This is a genomic window from Nostoc sp. UCD121 (genome assembly GCF_014222285.1).
In the GTDB taxonomy this organism is placed as follows: domain Bacteria; phylum Cyanobacteriota; class Cyanobacteriia; order Cyanobacteriales; family Nostocaceae; genus Nostoc.
Genome location: NZ_JACKZS010000066.1, coordinates 1 through 16,742, shown reverse-complemented (window position 1 = coordinate 16,742; position 16,742 = coordinate 1). Strand labels below are relative to the sequence as shown.

Sequence of the window (16,742 nt, the reverse complement as noted above, 5' to 3'; positions counted from 1 at the left end):
AGCACTTTAGTGCTGAAGCGCTTACTACATACCCAAATACCAATCTTTTGAATAATTTAGGGTAAACTATCATGACGATCGCTTTAGACCGCCCACAAAAAACCAGGTCTGCTCAAATTCGGGAAAAACTTGGTTATCCGATCATTGACACTGATGTACATACCCAGGAATTTGAACCGGCAGTCTTGGATTATTTAGAGCAAGTTGGTGGAACTGCACTTGTCGAACGTTTCAAAGAGAATTTACCAGGATCTTCCCGCTTTAAGTGGTACAAGCAAACTTGGGAAGAACGTTTTGCTTATCGCTCCAATCGCCCTAACTGGTGGGGTCGTCCAACAAAAAATACTTTGAATTTGGCTACCATTAGTTTGCCCAAGTTGCTGCACGAACGCTTACAAGAAGCAGGTACAGACTTTGCCGTTGTGTACCCCAACTTGGCAACAATGGCTCCGAATATCGGCAACGAAGAAATGCGGCGGGCTGTTTGTCGCGCAGTTAACACCTAGGCTGTTGACTTTGTGCATTTTTCGGGAATTTTCGGGAAAATTATTCGTGTTATTTTTGTTTGACTTAAAGTGCCTGCTTCAGGCACTTTAAGTCAAAAACAGGCGACACATTTTTTGCATGAAGTCTTATGGGCTAAAGGATACAGAGTCAACACCCTAGTTAACACCTATCATGCTGATATTTTCCGCCCTTATAGCGATCGCTTAACACCCATCGCGGCAATTCCCCTGCACACTCCCGAAGAAGGGATTGAAGAGTTGGAATATGCCGTGAATGTTCTCGGACTCAAAGCAATTCAAATCCCCGGTTACGTCCGTCGTCCAATTCCTGCCTTTGAAAAATACGGCAAAGAAGTCGCTAACGAAGTGGTTTGGATTGATAACTTTGGCTTAGATAGCCAGTATGATTACGATCCATTCTGGGCTAAGTGCGTAGAACTGAAAGTTGTACCCACAACTCACGCTTCTAGCCAAGGTTGGACAACTCAGCGTTCTGTCACCAACGCTCAGTACAATCACATTAATCACTTCGCCTTTGCAGCAGAAGCATTATGCAAATCGCTGTTCTTTGGTGGAGTTACTCGCCGTTTCCCACAATTAAAGTTTGCCTTCTTAGAAGGTGGTTCAGCTTGGGGTGCTAGTCTATACGCCGATATTATTTGGCATTGGGAAACCCGCAACAAACAACATTTGTTGTCAAATAACAATCCTGCCATTATCGATAAGGAAGCATTAGTAGAGTTGTACACCCGCTACGGTGGCGAACTTGTAGATGGACGCTTAGATAAAATTGGCGACGGTTTAGGATTCCACCATCAACTATTAGCCCCAGAAGATCCAGGTGAACTCGACGAATTTGAACTAGCGGGAATTGAGAAGCCAGAGGATGTGCGCGATCGCTTCTTGAATCATTTCTACTTTGGTACAGAATCAGACGATACCCGTGTCAGCCAAGCATTTAATCGTGCAGCTAATCCCTTTGGCGATAGAGTTAAAGCCTTCTTAGGTTCAGATTCCGGTCACTGGGATGTGCCTGATATCACCGCCGTTACTGCCAATGCTTACTCAATGGCAGAACGCGAAATCATTACCGAAGAAGACCTCCGCTATTTCCTCTCAATCCATCCCTTGGAGTTGTACACCAGTCTCAATCAAGACTTCTTCAAGGGTACAGGTGTTGAGAAAGCCGCCAACGAATATCTAGCTGGGAAATAGGGAATGGGGAATAGGGAAAGAATTACTATGCCCCATGCCCAATGCCCATCTTTACAACGTTCCATGTTCCATTTCCTCTGTTCACTTGTAGCGTGGGCCTTGCCCACTCTACATTTCTCCTAAATAACGAACCGCAGAGACGCAGAGGACACGGAGAAATGAGAGTTTAAAAAAATATCCCCAAACTGACGTAAAGATCCTCTCTATTTCTCCTCTCTCTGCTTTCTCTGCGCCTCTGTGGTTCGTTTATTTGGATAAATTTATTTCTTGGAAATCCCTTACCTAAATCCAAAATTGATATGACTCAACTAAAAACACTTCCAACCTACGACCCAAGTTTATTTGAGGGAGCAGCTGAGGGCTACGCTCAATATAGAACCAAATACCCACCGATTGTATTTGATAAACTAGCCGAAATATTTAATCTCAATGGTCAAGGACGACTCCTTGATTTGGGTACTGGCCCAGGATTAATTTCAATTCCCCTACGAACCCAATTTGAAGAAGTAGTTGCGATCGATCCCGATCCAGAAATGATTGCAGAAGCTAAACGCCAAGCAGCAGCAGTCGGAGCAAATAATATTACTTGGTTAGAACAAGGGGCAGAATTAATCGACTCTAGTTTAGGGAAATTTAAGTTAACTACTATTGGTAGAGCCTTCCATTGGATGGAACGCGAACTAGTGCTTGAACGCATTTATGAATTGCTAACTGATGATGGTGGATTAGCACTGCTTCAGACTGGTGATAACCCCTGGGAAAGCAATCTACCTTGGAAACAAGCTGCTATTGGAGTAGTAAAAAAATGGTTAGGTGAAGAACGGCGGACTGGACAACGAGGACAAGGGACTCGTAAGCCAGTTGATCCTCCCCATGAAGTCGTAATTGGCAATTCGGCTTTTGCTCGTCAAGAAAACTATGAAGTGCTATTTGAAAAATCTTGGACTGTCGATAGCTATCTCGGCTACTTATACACTACAGCTTTCTCTCTGAAAATTTTCTATGGCGATAAAGCTCCAGCATTTGAAAAGGATCTTAGAGAAGCGTTGCTAGCAGTTGAGCCATCTGGACATTTCACAGAAGAACTCAAGGCTACAATCCTAGTCGCTTGGAAGCACTAGCAAAAAAGACAGAGTTTCACTCAAAACTTTTAATCTTCCACTAGCACGACACTGGAGTGAGCCTTTCTCACTCCACTTCCTAAATGTTTGCCACCTCATTATTAAAGTTTCAGTTCCTCGAGTCGTTGCGGGGTGGGTAATACCCACTCTCTTCCCTAATTTCATCAGTAAAGTTTTTGAAGTTATAAAAACATTTATTGATTGGAGTTTTCAAAAAAACATTTTCGTTCTTGATATTGCAATTAATCATCATTTTCTAACCACCTAGAGGAAATCAATAAAACAACCCATGCCAGCTTTAAAAGGAAAGTTTGAATTCAGAAAAAGCCCGAGAACAACACGTCGTTCTTTGCTATTTGCTTTGGGCTACTGCTTAATGCTATCGACGACCCTATCAAGTTGTAGTGAAGCCAAAAATAACGCTCAACAGTCAGCAGGTTCTCCTGAGTCGGTGGCCGTATCTAGCACTACAGAGAAGCAAGTAGTACGGATTGTACGTTCAAAACAGCTTTCCGCTTTAGCAGTTTTAGAAAAGCAGGGTTCCTTAGAAAAGCGATTAGAGCCTCTGGGTTTTAAAGTGCAGTGGGCTGAGTTTGCGGCTGGGCCACAACAGCTAGAAGCCCTGAATGCAAATGGATTAGATATTGCATCTACAGCCGAATCGCCTCCTGTATTTTCACAAGCAGCAGGAGCGCCCCTTGTTTATCTAGCTACTACACGTCCTAGTGGTAAAGCTATTTCACTTTTAGTTCCTGTAAACTCTTCAATTAAAAGTATTACTGATTTGAAGGGTAAAAAAGTGGCTTTTCAGAAAGCCTCTATCGGCCACTATCTATTAGTTAAAGCATTAGAAGATGCGGGGTTGAAACTGAGCGATGTCCAATCAGTTTTTTTAGCCCCGGCAGATGCAAATGCGGCATTCAGTCAAAATAAAGTGGATGCTTGGTATATTTGGGAGCCATTCGGTACCAGAAATGTACAAAATAAAATAGCTCGTGTTTTGGCAGATGGTGATAAATTGCGGGATACTGGAAATTTTTACTCAACTTCGCGCCAATTTTATCAGGCTCATCCTGATGTAATCAAAATATTTTTAGAGGAGTTAGAAAAGTCAGAAATCTGGACGAAGGATCATCCCAAAGAAGTTGCACAACTGCTTGCTCCTGTAACTCAGCTAGATCCGCCAACTCTAGAAATAATGCACAATAAATATGATTATGGGCTGCTACCAATTACTGAGAAAACTATTACCAAGCAACAAGAAGTTGCAGATAAGTGGTACAGCCTCGGACTTATCCCGAAAAAGGTGAATGTTAGAGATGGCTTCTTAACGCCTGAAGAATACGCTAAAATTACTCCTTCAGATGTATTAGCTAATAAGTAGTTATACCCAAAAAAATTAAACCACAGGAGAATATTATGCCTACCTCGACTTTGAGAAAAGTTAAAATAAGTCCTATCGATGCTCCTTTGGGGGCGATAGTTACCGATCTTGATGCCAGTCAAGCGAGAACATAACTATCTATTAAATCTAAATAGGTAATTATTAGCTTTAGAAAGCTTAAATATAATTATTTAAAAGTTTATCTTTTCCTGAAAGCAGAGATAATTTTATCTTGGATTCGTAGAAATGTTGAGCAATACCGTAATAAAAGCTTCACCAATTATCAGAAAATTTGCATTGTTGGTAATGCCTGGTTTTTTGGCTTTATCTACCACATTAATTAGTTGTACATCGCCCAGTGAGAATACAAATAGTGCAACCGAACCAAAAGCAGATCCAGCAGCAACAAAAACTATTGCTCTGAAAACAAAAGTTTTACGAATGGGTTATCAGAGCTCTGGTGACTTAGTGAGAGTGAGAGGAGTTTTAGAAAAACGTTTAGAACCGTTGGGTGTTAAAGTTGAGTGGGCACAATTTGCCCAAGGGCCGCAACTAATGGAAGCGATGAATGTCGGCAAAATTGATGTCGGTTCAGTTGGAGAAACTCCTCCTATTTTTGCCCAAGCTGCTGGTGCAAGAATTGTCTATCTTGCTGGTAGACGAATTACTGTTACTTCCGGTAAAGGGAGTGCAATTGTAGTTCCCAAAGATTCTCCAATTAAGAGTTTAGCGCAAATCAAAGGACAAAAAGTAGTCTTTCAAAAAGGTTCAGCTTCTCACTATTTCATCATCAAAGCTTTAGAAGAAGTGGGCTTAAAATATAGTGATATTCAAGTATTAAGTATGCCCAATGTCGAAGCCCGTGGTGCATTTATTCAGGGTACTATCCCAGTTTGGGTAACTGGCGATCCCCATTTAGCTTTGGTAGAAAAACTCCACGGTGCGCGGGTGCTGAGAGATGCGACAAATATCGGTACACCAGGCGGATACTATGTAGGAACACGAGAGTTTGCTAAGGAAAATCCCGAATTACTTCGGATTATCTTGGAAGAGATTGATAAAAATGGTCAATGGGCGGAAGCAAATCGTCAAGAAGTAGCCAAACTCATAGCACCTGTACTTAAAATTGATTTACCCATTCAAGAAATAATTTCTGGACGCGCTAATTATCGATTAAAAGGAATTACCCCAGAATTGATGAAAGCTCAACAAAATGTTGCCGATTTATTTTATAACGAAAAAATCTTGCCCAAAAAGATTGATGTTCAAGAAGCACTGCTGACATCCCAAGAATATGCAGCTATTACTCCACCAACACTGATCAGCGAAAAATAGAAACTAATCAGATTATGATACCTAAACCTCGTCTACCTTGAGAACCGTAGTTTTGTAGTTTGGGTAGAGTGAAACGCAACTCAACATTACCACCAAATTTTATGTTGGGTTACGCTATCGCTGTACCCAACCTACATCAATATATCTTTTAAAAAACTCTAGGTTTCAACATAGATGAGGTTTAGGTATTTTTTTCATCAGAAATCACCTAAGTTAGCGATCGCTTCTATTAATTTACCTTGCTCTAATGATTTGGCAAGATGCCTGTGGAATCGGGCTGAAAGTACTTGCTTGGCATTAATTTCTCACGAATGGGGTAATAGTACTTCATCTATGATGCTACTGGTGTTACATTTGCCATTATTAAAAATATTTCGTTAAAAGCGCCTTCCCGGGTTCTCCCATCTGGTATAATAACTTTTCAATTTGTTTCATAGCGAGTGGCGAAGGTCGTGTTCGTCCATTTTCCCATCGGTTTACAGTGTGGAATGAAACCCCTAACATCGTTGCCAGTTTTACCTGTGATAGTTTGAGGCACTGCCGAGTCTCACGAACCAACAGTGCAATGCTTGGCTGTTTGATTGCAGTCATAGGCTAAATATATTTTATTTTTTTACAAGATATTGCAATATAGCAGATGCTATAACTCTGACTGCACCTATCTATGGTTATAAAGGTTGTAATTTGATCGTTATGTACTACATCAACTATCATGCAAGCTATTTAAGCTATTAATAGAGTTGTTCCAATCTAGAAAATAGAAAATATGAGAGTTTGGCTTGCTTGCTTTTTAGTGCTGTTTGCCTTGGCGGAATTATTTGACTGGTTGCAAGAATTTAATCTGCCACTACCTATCTATATTTTGGGTGGCGCTTTTTTAGCTGTTGCTTCTAACTATGATAAGATTGTTGGTTCCTATTTTGACGAGCCAAGTATCGAAGCATCGCTTGAACAACCCCGGTTAGATTCACTAACACCATCTACTAATCCTATTTCTTTCTCTATTGCCAGTGCTGTTGAAGATACTCCAACATCTCAAACAGATGATTAGTGCCATTGCGCGACTCAATGGGAGAGGATAAGAGCGAACTAGCGTCATAGCCTGCCGTAGACATCGTTTATTTCTATAGTTGATGCTGCGCGTCAGCTTGCTTTAATAGAAATACGCCAAGGTTTCTCACCAACAAGTAAATTGCTACATTAATAGAGAAGCTCAGGTTAATTAGCTTTTAGCCTAGAGTCCAAAAATTAACTTTTCCGCCTGCAACATCTACCCAATTCAGGCTACTGCCGCAACGCTGTGATTAGTGGACTATTAAAAAAACTCCGTGTCCCTTTTATCAAAGTTCAGGATTCCCGTGAAACTTCCAAGAACAAAAGCTGGTTGCAGATTATTTTATTTACCAGTGTGGGAGTCACCGCCTTTATCTGGGGAATTCGGGAACTCAAATGGTTACAGCCTTGGGAATTAAGAGTTTATGATGAAATGTTGCGATCGCGTCCAGCACAAGCACCCGATCGGCGGATTTTGCTAGTAAAAATCACTGACGACGATCTCAAACGAGAGAAATGGACTATATCAGATCGGACAATTAATCAGCTATTAAAAAAAATCGAGTCTTATCAACCGCGAATTGTTGGTTTATATCTTTTCCAACCAGAAAACAACAATTTGGCAATTAATTTTCAAAATCAAGATAACCTTGTCAGCACTTGTTTCTTCAGCAGTTTGGGCAGAGATGAAATTCCACCACCGCCTAATTTCCCTATAGATAATGTTGGGTTTAGCGATGTCGTTTCTGACAATGAAAACGACCAAATTCTCCGCCGTAGTTTGTTATTTGCTTATTCTACAGACAATAAATGTACAACATCATTTGCATTTGGGGCGCTAATAGCAATTAATTATCTAGAAAAACAAGGTATTGAATACAAGTTTACTAATAAAGGAGAATTGCAGTTAGGTAAAAGCCTATTCCCGCGTTTACAACCTAATTCCGGTAGCTATCAACATCTGGATACAGATGGCTATCAAATATTATTAAATTACCGTCATCCCAACAGTTTTGCCGATCAAGTAACCCTCACGCAAGTCCTCAGTGGTCAAGTTAACTCCAGTTTATTCAAAGACCGTCTTGTAATTATCGGGACTACTGCGGCTAATTTACCTCCAAGTGGATTTTATACACCCTACAGCACTTTGCCAGATCAGCCAGCCAGAATGCCTGCTCTGTTTATTCATGCACAGATAGCAAGTCAACTCATCAGTACAGTGTTGGATGGGCGACCTCTAATTTGGTATTGGCCCGACTGGGCGGAACTTATTTGGATGTGGGGCTGGTCGCTTTTAGGTGGAATTATCGTATGGCGATGGCAAAATCCGTTGCTGTTGCTAGTGGTAGGAGGGACAACTCTACTTGGATTAGTAGGAATCTGCGTTGGTTTGTTTTTGCAAGCTGGATGGGTGCCTTTAATTCCCTCTGCTCTTACTTTGGTTGTTAGTAGTATTTGTGCGATCGCTTATACTAGCTACCAAAATCAGCGACAAACTCAGGTGATTATTCTGCAAGTTGAAAAACAACAAGAAGCGATCGCACAATTAAATGTACTTTTAGAAGACAAAACAGCAATTCCCGATTCATCTCTTGATTTTCCTCTCCCAGTTGATTCACCAGAAATAAAATCAGGTAATTTGCTGTTGGGTGGACGCTACAAAATTTCTCAAGTTCTTGGTGCAGGCGGATTTGGTCGCACTTATTTAGCACAGGATACTCAACGACCGGGTAATCCTACTTGTGTAGTTAAAAAGTTAATGCCAGCCCGTCAAGATACACGATTTTTGCAAGTTGCTCGCAGGTTGTTTCATAGTGAAGCTGAAATATTAGGATCTTTGGGTAAACATCATCAGATTCCTGAACTACTTGCTTATTTTGAAGATGACCAAGAATTCTATTTAATTCAACAATATATCGAAGGACATACTTTAAGTGAAGAATTACCACCTGTTCAGGATGTACAAAGCGAATCATTTGTCATAGAGATGTTCCAACAAGTTTTAGAAGTTCTAGAATTTGTTCATCAGCATCGAGTGATTCATCGTGATATCAAACCAACTAATATTATTAGATGCGCTCAAGATAATCGGCTGGTATTGATTGATTTTGGTGCAGTCAAATTGATGCAACCGCCAACTAGCGACCAAACAGAATTAGCCACAGTAGCCATTGGGACACGGGGTTATGCACCTCCAGAACAATTTGCAGGTCATCCCCGTCTATGTAGTGACATTTACGCTTTAGGAATGATTGGAATTCAAGCCATAACTGGAATACCACCGCAAGAACTCCACCCAGATCCAGAAACGGGGAATGTGATGTGGCGGCATACAGTGCCAGTCAGGGAAGAATTGGCGGTCATTTTAGATAAAATGGTTTGCTATCATTTTAGCGATCGCTATCAATCAGCCGCCGCAGTTTTACAAGATTTAAAACGTATGTAGCCCGATGGATTGCAGAAGACTCTCTTACTTTACCTAACATAACTTTTGTAATGCCTTAGTAATCAATTACTGCGACTAAAAAATACAGCAGCGACAATAATTAAACCTAAAAGCGTTAGAGGAACCCAGAGATTAGGGATATCTGACAAACTCATATTTAATTACGAATTACGAATTACGAATTACGAATTATTTTAAACCAATGCCTCCTTTAGCGAATTCTTCAACCGTTTTCTGTGAAAATTCATGAGTTGCGATCGCTTGCAACATTGCCAATGGTAAAGTCAAATGATGGGCCCCGGCTTGCAATGAGGCGGCTGCTTCTTCGGAAGATTTGATACTAGCTGCCAAAATTTCCGTATCACTGCCTTTGAGGACGCTAGCCATATCCCGCACCAAGGCAATACCGTCACCTAACAACCGCGTAGCCCGATTTACATAAGCTATGGCAATTTTCGCTCCCGCCTCTCGTGCTACTGCTGCTTGTGCTGCACTGTAAATTGCTGTCACCGAACAGGTGATTTCTGGTGATAGACTCGCCACCACTTCAAAACCTAACGGTGTTGCGGGAATCTTCAAAATTGTTTGTGAACCAATAATCTCGAAAGCTTTTCTACCTTCAGCTAGCATCCCAGCTTTATCAGATGCCACAAGTTGATAGTATAAAGGGCCAGAAGTCAAGGCAACCAAATTTTTGAGCGTGGTTTCTGGTGGAGTATCGCTTTGAGACAACAGCGTGGGATTGGTTGTAATGCCTTTCACCCATCCCCAAAGCTTAACAACTTCGGCTTCAGATGCGATCGCTGAGTCTAGATATAGTGCCATAATTTTCCTGAATCGATTGTTAAAATTAATTTATCAGATGTGCAACTTAGACTTTCTTACGTACCAAAATATTCTGCACTATTTGCTAGCCCTTGGCATACTATTGATTCAGGACTGCCATCAGGAAGTAGTTCAGGAGCAGAATATTTTGCGAATCTATATCCCGAAGATATTCCTAGTTATATTCGACGTAATGAACTTTTCTTTGATGGCAAGAAGTGGAGATATAAAACACCTCACAAAAAAGTGTTTACACCTAATGGGGAGTATAACTTTGTAGTACAGAGAGGCCAGATATATATAGCAAGGCAAAAATTTAGTTTCGGAAGTCATATTGATATTGCAAGAGGTAACAACGTTGCCTTTGCAGGTCAAATTCGCTTTGGTCATAATAAAAATAATAAAGGTCAAATTAAATATTGGAATAATGCTTCTGGTCACTATAAACCATCAGCTAATTCAGCAGGTAACGCTGGTTTGCCATTAAACCTTTTCATACCTTATGGATTTTGACAATAACTTATGAATGATCGTGTTCAAGAATTAATACAGACTAGTACTTATAGATCCTTAACTTCTCAGGAAGAAAAGGTAATTTTAGATTATCTGAAATCAATACCGGAAGTTGCAGTATATGAAATTATCAAGAGCATGATTGACCAAAAAAGCCTGGTTACTATTGTAATAGCAAAGAAAGTCTTGCATACAAGAGATTATGTCACAAAAATGTTTAGCTATGGAGTTTTAGAATCCAATGCTCAATCTATTAAATTATGGTTAGATTTTGCAATTCCTAAACTGGGATTTAAGTCAGTAGTAAAATTAATTGAAGATTTAAATAATGATAGTAATAGGTTGATAGAGAAAGCAGTCTACTGGCTTCCTCTGTTTATCTCTGAGAATGAAAACAGGTCTTGGAACTTACTGGAGAAATTAAGGGAAAAGGTAAAGTGTAGTCCAATCTGAACTTCGTTCTAAATTATGAATTCTTGAACCAGCTTTCAAGGGATAATTAATCCTTGTTATACATAACAGCCTACACGGAGAACTTAGAATGACATCTCCAGAAACGGTTATATGGCTACAAGAACGCACCAGTTTAGGAATTCTATCGCCTGAAGTGTTAAATGCGATCGCACAAGTAATTGAAGAACAAGTTGTAAGTGCCGAAACTGACTTAGTTAGCGAAGGCACTCCTCCAGAAGCCCTTTATATTCTCGTAAAAGGTCAACTAGACAGCAATACTACCAATGAAACTAATCCAGCCTTAGCTTGTGGGTTCCTCCCTGGTGCAGTGATTCACCTCAAAGAATTGCTGTTGGAAGAATTAACTCCATTGACAATTACTACCGTAACTGAATGTCATTTGTGGGTTGTACCTGCTGCTAAATTTCGGGCTTTAGTCACTCAATATCCCGAAATTGCTCAGGCTTTTTCCCGCCAATTGGTTCAAGAATTAGCTCAGGTAACATCTGCACTTGGCTATGAACAAGAACGTTCTGTAGCTTTGCGGCCATATTTAGTTACCAAAGCCCAACGCGGAATTGTCGGTACAAGTCGCTATGCTGTGAGATTGCGGGAGCAAATTCGAGAAGCTGCTGCTGACCGCAAATCAGTAGATATTTTCGGTGAACCAGGGTTAGAAAAAGACAATATAGCAGCACTTATCCACTTTGGTTCTCCAAAACGGCGAGAACCAATCATTAAAGTAAATTGCGGTATTCTGCAAACTAGCGGCGCAGACTTATTTGGTCGCGCTGGCGGTAAAGCAGGACTGTTGGAATGGTTGGGAGAAGGTACTTTAGTTCTCAATAACATTCAAGAACTACCCGAAGAATTATTACCTCCCGTGACGCAGTTGCTCAAAACTGGTATGTATACCCCCGTCAGTCGTTCTGGAGAAGCAGCAGCCCAACCTCGTCCCAGTAAAGCACGCATTCTGATTGTTTCAGAAAAAACTCAACCGACAATTGAACGTTCCGTTGGTCATATTATTAAAGTACCACCGCTAAGGGTGCGGAAAGCAGATATTCAGGCACAGGTTGAATATTATACTAGTCTCTACATTCGTTCTAGAGGCGTTCCGAAACCGCATATTACCCCAGAAGCTTTGCGTCGCCTCCAGTCTTATGATTTTCCTGGAAACCTCAAGGAATTGAAAAACCTGGTTGAAAGAGCGATCGTCCAAGCTGAGGGTACTGATGAATTAACAGAAGAAATTTTCTGGCCAGCCGAAGCGAAGAAAAAACGATTTCGGGTAAATCTGTTAAATGCCTATCCTAGTTTGCGGCGGTTTTTACGTAGTCCTTGGTGGCCCGATCGCATTAACTATGGTTTTACTGCAACGGCTTTTGCAATCATCGTTGCAATATTATTTATTGGGCCACAAACCCGCGATCGCAATTTCGTATTAAATCTATTTTGGGCTTGGTGGTGGCCTTTCTTCTTATTTCTCTTTCCCTTTTTGGGACGTATCTGGTGTTCTGTTTGTCCCTTCATGATTTACGGCGAAATTACCCAAAAGTTATCTCTCTGGCTATGGCCTCGACAACTCAAACGCTGGCCGAGACAGCAAGCTGAGAAGTGGGGCGGATGGTTCATGTTTGGTTTATTCACCCTAATTTTCTTATGGGAAGAACTCTGGCATTTAGAAAATACCGCTTACCTTAGCGCTTGTTTGCTGCTGTTAATTACCGCCGGGGCGATGATTTTCTCGGCTATTTTTGAGCGGCGGTTTTGGTGTCGATATCTCTGCCCCATTGGTGGGATGAATGGTTTATTTGCCAAACTCTCAATGACGGAACTCCGCGCCCAGCAAGGAATATGTTCTGCCAGTTGCACGACGTATCAGTGCTATAAAGGTGGGCCGCAAAAGGGCGAAGGGATGGAAACTAATGGATGTCCTTTATACTCCCACCCCGCGCAGTTAGAAGATAACAGAGATTGCGTACTGTGTATGACTTGCCTGAAAGCTTGTCCCCATCGTTCCGTTGAATTCAACTTGCGTCCCCCTGGAATTGAATTGTGGACAACTCATGTACCCCGCACCTATGAAGTAGCATTATTGTTTTTGCTGTTGGGTGGGATATATCTGCATCGCTTACCAGAATTGCAATATTGGTTGGGATTACAACTGGATTTAACTCAGTTTTGGCAGCATTTGGGATTATCGCTGTTAGTGTTAATTATCCCAGCGATTTTCACCTTTGGGGTTTATCGTTTGCTGAAATTGTTGAACTTTAACCGAAAGCCAAAATCATTTGTAGAACTTGCTTATGGCTATTTACCATTGGTTTTGGGTGGAAACTTGGCTCACTATTTGCGCTTGGGCTTAGGCGAAGGCGGGCGGATTCTACCTGTTACCTTTGCTACCCTTGGTTTGAGTGGTGAACAATTACCAATATTGGTTGCTCACCCGGCTGTGATTGCCTTTTTGCAAGGTACAACGATAATTTTTTCAGTGTTGATGACTATGTTATTAACGCAAAAAATTGCCAAGCAACCAGTGCGATCGCTCCTTTGGCAACATTTAACAGCGATCGCTTTGGGAGCTAGTTTGTGGGCAATTATCGTGTTCTAGCGATGTCTCCTTTGTATGCCATTCCACTCTGATCTTACTCCCCTTCCCTACAAGGGAAGGGGAGGGGGTTAGGTCTGTATTCTGACTAGAAAACGACTATATTTCACCAAGAAGTCTCTAATCACTTAGACTAGATGCAAAAAGTGAGTTAAAAACATTCTTCTTCCCTACGAACGTGATAGAAAATACTTATATGATTTATGATTTTTGATTCATAGTGTAAGGATTACAGATAATGCATGTTCTAAAAAGATCCATCAAACCAGCACCTTATATATCATTCCTCCACATCTACCAAACTACTTGGGGGACAGCTGGTGATATTTGTTTAATCCGTGAATCGATTGCTGAAGAAAGTACAGCGAAGTTTATTGGTCACAAAGTCCAACTAGTAGTTCCAAAAGGGCTAGAGCGCGATCGCATCGCCAACTGTCCAATAATTAAAGTTGCAGGTAATGTCGGCGACGGACATCCCAAAGAACACCCATTGGAATGGGAGGCTTATGAAGGTGTAAGTGAAGAAATAGCTTTAGCGGCTCTCAAACCTTGGGGCTTCAAGCTAATTGAACTCTAATATGGCAATCTGACAAGCTCAACTCGCTTTCGTTCTTCTGAAACTATTTTTTCCCTTAACGCTATCAGAACATTGGCTCAAATGGAAAAATTTATCTAATAGACATAGGAGTGAAATTAATTATGCGTTATCCGAAATTCTCGGTAGGCATAATTCATAAATTGTGCTTACGTCATTTTCACTCCTACGTCTAATGTACCAAACGCTTGTTTGTGGTGTACCCAAAACCCAACTGGCAAAGGTAGCAGGATGTTTTTCGGACAGCAGTTTGCAGAGGTTATCAAAGGACATTCACGCTCGCTAACAATTGAACGAGGTATTGTTATTATCTCGTGCAGTGGTTTGAATAGGCGATGTCTACGACGGGCTACGCCTAAGCACCACCGCTCAAGGAGGCTCATTATTATACTTTGGGCGTATCTTTTTAAATTCCTGTAGTATTTACATTAATATTCTATTTCTGGCTAGGTTGATTTATCAGACCGTAAAAAGATAACTGTAGCGGTTCCTGATTTACTAGTAAAAAAACTAACTCCTTTCTTTTTCCCTACCAAGGAAAGGGCAGAAACAGCCTTTATTACTAAAGAAATTACGAGTTACGAATTATACAAATGCATCTGCACATAATTAAAAGGCGATCGCCCTTTTTCCTTTTTCCATTTATCCTGTTGTTGTCACTCCTTTTTGCCCTACCTTGGGTAAGCGCCAAAGAACCGCCTAAGCCAAAGCCAGAAGCGTGGCAAATTAACGGTATTGTTGCTGCCCTTGATGATGGATATGACCGCGTCAAGCAACTCGCTTTTTATAATTTAGGTGAATATGATCTGAAAGATTCAAAATCCCTAGGGAAAAAACCAGAGGATATTGCACAGAAAGCTGCCAAACTCCTGAAAGATAAATCCGTTGACCAATCTGTTCGTATAAGTGCAGCTTTTGCATTAAGAAATTTAGGGGAGGCTGCCAAACCCTACGTCAAAGATATCCTCGACATCCTCAAGGATAAATCCGTTGACCAATCTGTTCGTATAAGTGCAGCAGTGGCATTGGGAAATCTGGGTGAGGTAGCCAAACCCTACGTCAAAAACATCGCTAACTTCCTAAAGGATAAATCCGTTCACTCAAATCTTGCTTACCGTGCAGTTGAGGCATTGGGAAATCTGGGGGAGGTAGCCAAACCCTACGTTAAAGACATAGCTGACATCCTCAAGGATAAATCCGTTGACAAATTTGTTCGTTACGGCGCAGCAGTGGCATTGGGAAAACTGGGGGATGGTGCTAAACCCTACGTTAAAGTCATGGCTGACATCCTCAAGGATAAATCTGTTGACCAGGATGTTCGTTCCGCTACAGCAGAGGCATTGGGAAATTTGGGGGAGGCAGCCAAACCCTACGTCAAAAATCTCGCTGACACCCTCAAGGATAAATCCGTTAACTCAAATCTTCGTTACAATGCAGCAGTGGCATTGGGAAAACTGGGGAAGGCTGCGAAACCCTACGTTAAAGACATCGCTGATATCCTCAAGGATAAATCCGTTGACCAACTTGTTCGTAACGGTGCAGCAGTGGCATTGGGAAATCTGGGGGAAGTAGCCAAACCCTACGCCAAAAATCTCGCTGACATCCTCAAAGATAAAACTGTTAACACTTCTGTTCGCTCCGGTGCAGCAGTGGCATTGGGAAATCTGGGGGAAGTAGCCAAACCCTACGTCAAAGATATCGCTGATATCCTCAAGGATAAATCTGTTGACCAATATGTTCGTATAAGTGCAGCAGTGGCATTAGGAAATCTGGGAGAGGTAGCCAAACCCTACGTCAAAAATCTCGCTGACATCCTCAAGGATAAAACTGTTAGCACTTCTATTCGTTCCAGTGCAGTAGTGGCATTAGGAAATCTGGGGGAAGTAGCCAAACCCTACGTTGAAGACATCGCTGATATCCTCAAGGATAAAACTGTTGACCAATATTTTCGTTCCAGTGCAGCAGAGGCATTAGGCAATCTGGGGAAGGTAGCCAAACCCTACGTCAAAGACATCGCTGATATCCTCAAGGATAAATCCGTTAAGTCAAATTTTCGTTACAGTGCAGCAGTGGTATTGGGGAAACTGGGGGAGGCTCTCCAACCCTACGTTAAAGACATCCTCGACATTCTCAAGGATAAATCCGTTGACCAATCAGTTCGTTCCCTTGCAGCACAGACGTTGGGAAAGATAGAACAACTCAAGCTGAATAATATTGTTGTAATTCTGGATGGCATCTATGATCAAGGTCAATCAGAATCAGAGATTGTACAGTTGCGATTTTTGACATATTTACTTGGTGGCGATACTGATGAAGTCAAAACACTGCTTACATGGCTGGGTTTTCCTGAGACTAAAACGATTCCTGCTCAATTAAGCCACGACCAAGGTGATAAAACTCTCAAAATATTTGCCCAAGCCTGGGAATCGAGCCGAGATTTTGCACTATTACAGAAAGACTTAGCAAAGCAAATTGCTATAGTTGCGACAAAAGTTTCTTGGCAACCCCAAGATATTCTCATCCTAGGAACTCATTACAAAAACCTCAAAAATGCTAGATACAAAGAAGCTGATTCGCTGGAATCAGTAATAGTTAATCTGAAGAGTAGGTAGGGCTTGCTGAAAAAGTCGTATTTAAGCCAGATCAAGAATCAATTAACAATGCTTGTAAGTGAAAATATAATTT

The 16,742-nt window shown here is 41.3% G+C and carries 15 protein-coding genes; 13 read left to right on the top strand and 2 right to left on the bottom strand.

What is annotated here, in order from left to right:
* Positions 1–71 precede the first annotated feature (71 nt).
* The 6 genes from GNF10_RS15930 (at position 72) to GNF10_RS15905 (ending at position 5,942) form a co-directional block, all read left to right on the top strand.
* Positions 72–506 (top strand): hypothetical protein, encoded by a 435-nt coding sequence (locus GNF10_RS15930; protein WP_260445847.1) that lies wholly within the window; start codon positions 72–74, stop codon positions 504–506.
* A gap of 69 nt (positions 507–575) precedes the next feature.
* Positions 576–1,721, top strand: a complete 1,146-nt coding sequence (locus GNF10_RS15925) for an amidohydrolase family protein (RefSeq protein WP_311774166.1) — start codon at positions 576–578, stop codon at positions 1,719–1,721.
* A 299-nt stretch (positions 1,722–2,020) separates the two neighbouring features.
* The gene (locus GNF10_RS15920) at positions 2,021–2,842 is read left to right on the top strand and encodes a class I SAM-dependent methyltransferase (RefSeq protein ID WP_185582286.1); all 822 of its coding nucleotides are present in this window, start codon (positions 2,021–2,023) and stop codon (positions 2,840–2,842) included.
* 289 nt (positions 2,843–3,131) lie between these two features.
* Entirely contained in the window at positions 3,132–4,226 is a 1,095-nt protein-coding gene (locus GNF10_RS15915) for an aliphatic sulfonate ABC transporter substrate-binding protein (protein ID WP_185582287.1), read from the top strand.
* 246 nt (positions 4,227–4,472) lie between these two features.
* Complete coding sequence (locus GNF10_RS15910; RefSeq protein ID WP_185582288.1) at positions 4,473–5,561, top strand: sulfonate ABC transporter substrate-binding protein; 1,089 nt, start codon at positions 4,473–4,475, stop codon at positions 5,559–5,561.
* A gap of 174 nt (positions 5,562–5,735) precedes the next feature.
* Entirely contained in the window at positions 5,736–5,942 is a 207-nt protein-coding gene (locus GNF10_RS15905; RefSeq protein WP_185591981.1) for a hypothetical protein, read from the top strand.
* On the opposite strand, the gene GNF10_RS15900 is transcribed toward GNF10_RS15905, so the two are convergent.
* Complete coding sequence (locus tag GNF10_RS15900) at positions 5,925–6,152, bottom strand: helix-turn-helix transcriptional regulator (RefSeq protein WP_185582289.1); 228 nt, start codon at positions 6,150–6,152, stop codon at positions 5,925–5,927. The genes GNF10_RS15905 and GNF10_RS15900 overlap by 18 nt on opposite strands.
* Positions 6,153–6,327: 175 nt before the next feature.
* Between GNF10_RS15900 and GNF10_RS15895 the strand changes: the two genes are divergently transcribed.
* Together GNF10_RS15895 and GNF10_RS15890 are read left to right on the top strand one after the other, a co-directional pair.
* Positions 6,328–6,612, top strand: coding sequence for a hypothetical protein (locus tag GNF10_RS15895; RefSeq protein WP_185582290.1), 285 nt, complete (start codon positions 6,328–6,330; stop codon positions 6,610–6,612).
* A 249-nt stretch (positions 6,613–6,861) separates the two neighbouring features.
* Positions 6,862–9,060, top strand: coding sequence for a CHASE2 domain-containing protein (locus GNF10_RS15890; RefSeq protein WP_185582291.1), 2,199 nt, complete (start codon positions 6,862–6,864; stop codon positions 9,058–9,060).
* A 189-nt stretch (positions 9,061–9,249) separates the two neighbouring features.
* Here the strand turns inward: GNF10_RS15890 and GNF10_RS15885 are convergent, their stop codons facing one another.
* A complete protein-coding gene (locus tag GNF10_RS15885; protein WP_185582292.1) occupies positions 9,250–9,885 on the bottom strand; it encodes a transaldolase family protein in 636 nt (211 codons plus the stop codon).
* A gap of 39 nt (positions 9,886–9,924) precedes the next feature.
* Here GNF10_RS15885 and GNF10_RS15880 point away from each other — a divergent pair, with 39 nt between their 5' ends.
* From GNF10_RS15880 to GNF10_RS15860, 5 genes are all read left to right on the top strand, one after another.
* The gene (locus tag GNF10_RS15880; protein WP_185591978.1) at positions 9,925–10,398 is read left to right on the top strand and encodes a hypothetical protein; all 474 of its coding nucleotides are present in this window, start codon (positions 9,925–9,927) and stop codon (positions 10,396–10,398) included.
* Between the two features lie 9 nt (positions 10,399–10,407).
* Positions 10,408–10,851: a hypothetical protein gene (locus tag GNF10_RS15875; RefSeq protein WP_185591979.1), complete on the top strand. Its 444-nt coding sequence runs from the start codon at positions 10,408–10,410 to the stop codon at positions 10,849–10,851.
* Between the two features lie 88 nt (positions 10,852–10,939).
* Positions 10,940–13,465, top strand: a complete 2,526-nt coding sequence (locus tag GNF10_RS15870; RefSeq protein WP_185580256.1) for a sigma 54-interacting transcriptional regulator — start codon at positions 10,940–10,942, stop codon at positions 13,463–13,465.
* A gap of 235 nt (positions 13,466–13,700) precedes the next feature.
* Entirely contained in the window at positions 13,701–14,039 is a 339-nt protein-coding gene (locus tag GNF10_RS15865; protein WP_114081426.1) for a hypothetical protein, read from the top strand.
* Between the two features lie 611 nt (positions 14,040–14,650).
* Complete coding sequence (locus GNF10_RS15860; RefSeq protein WP_185580255.1) at positions 14,651–16,669, top strand: HEAT repeat domain-containing protein; 2,019 nt, start codon at positions 14,651–14,653, stop codon at positions 16,667–16,669.
* Positions 16,670–16,742: the final 73 nt, after the last annotated feature.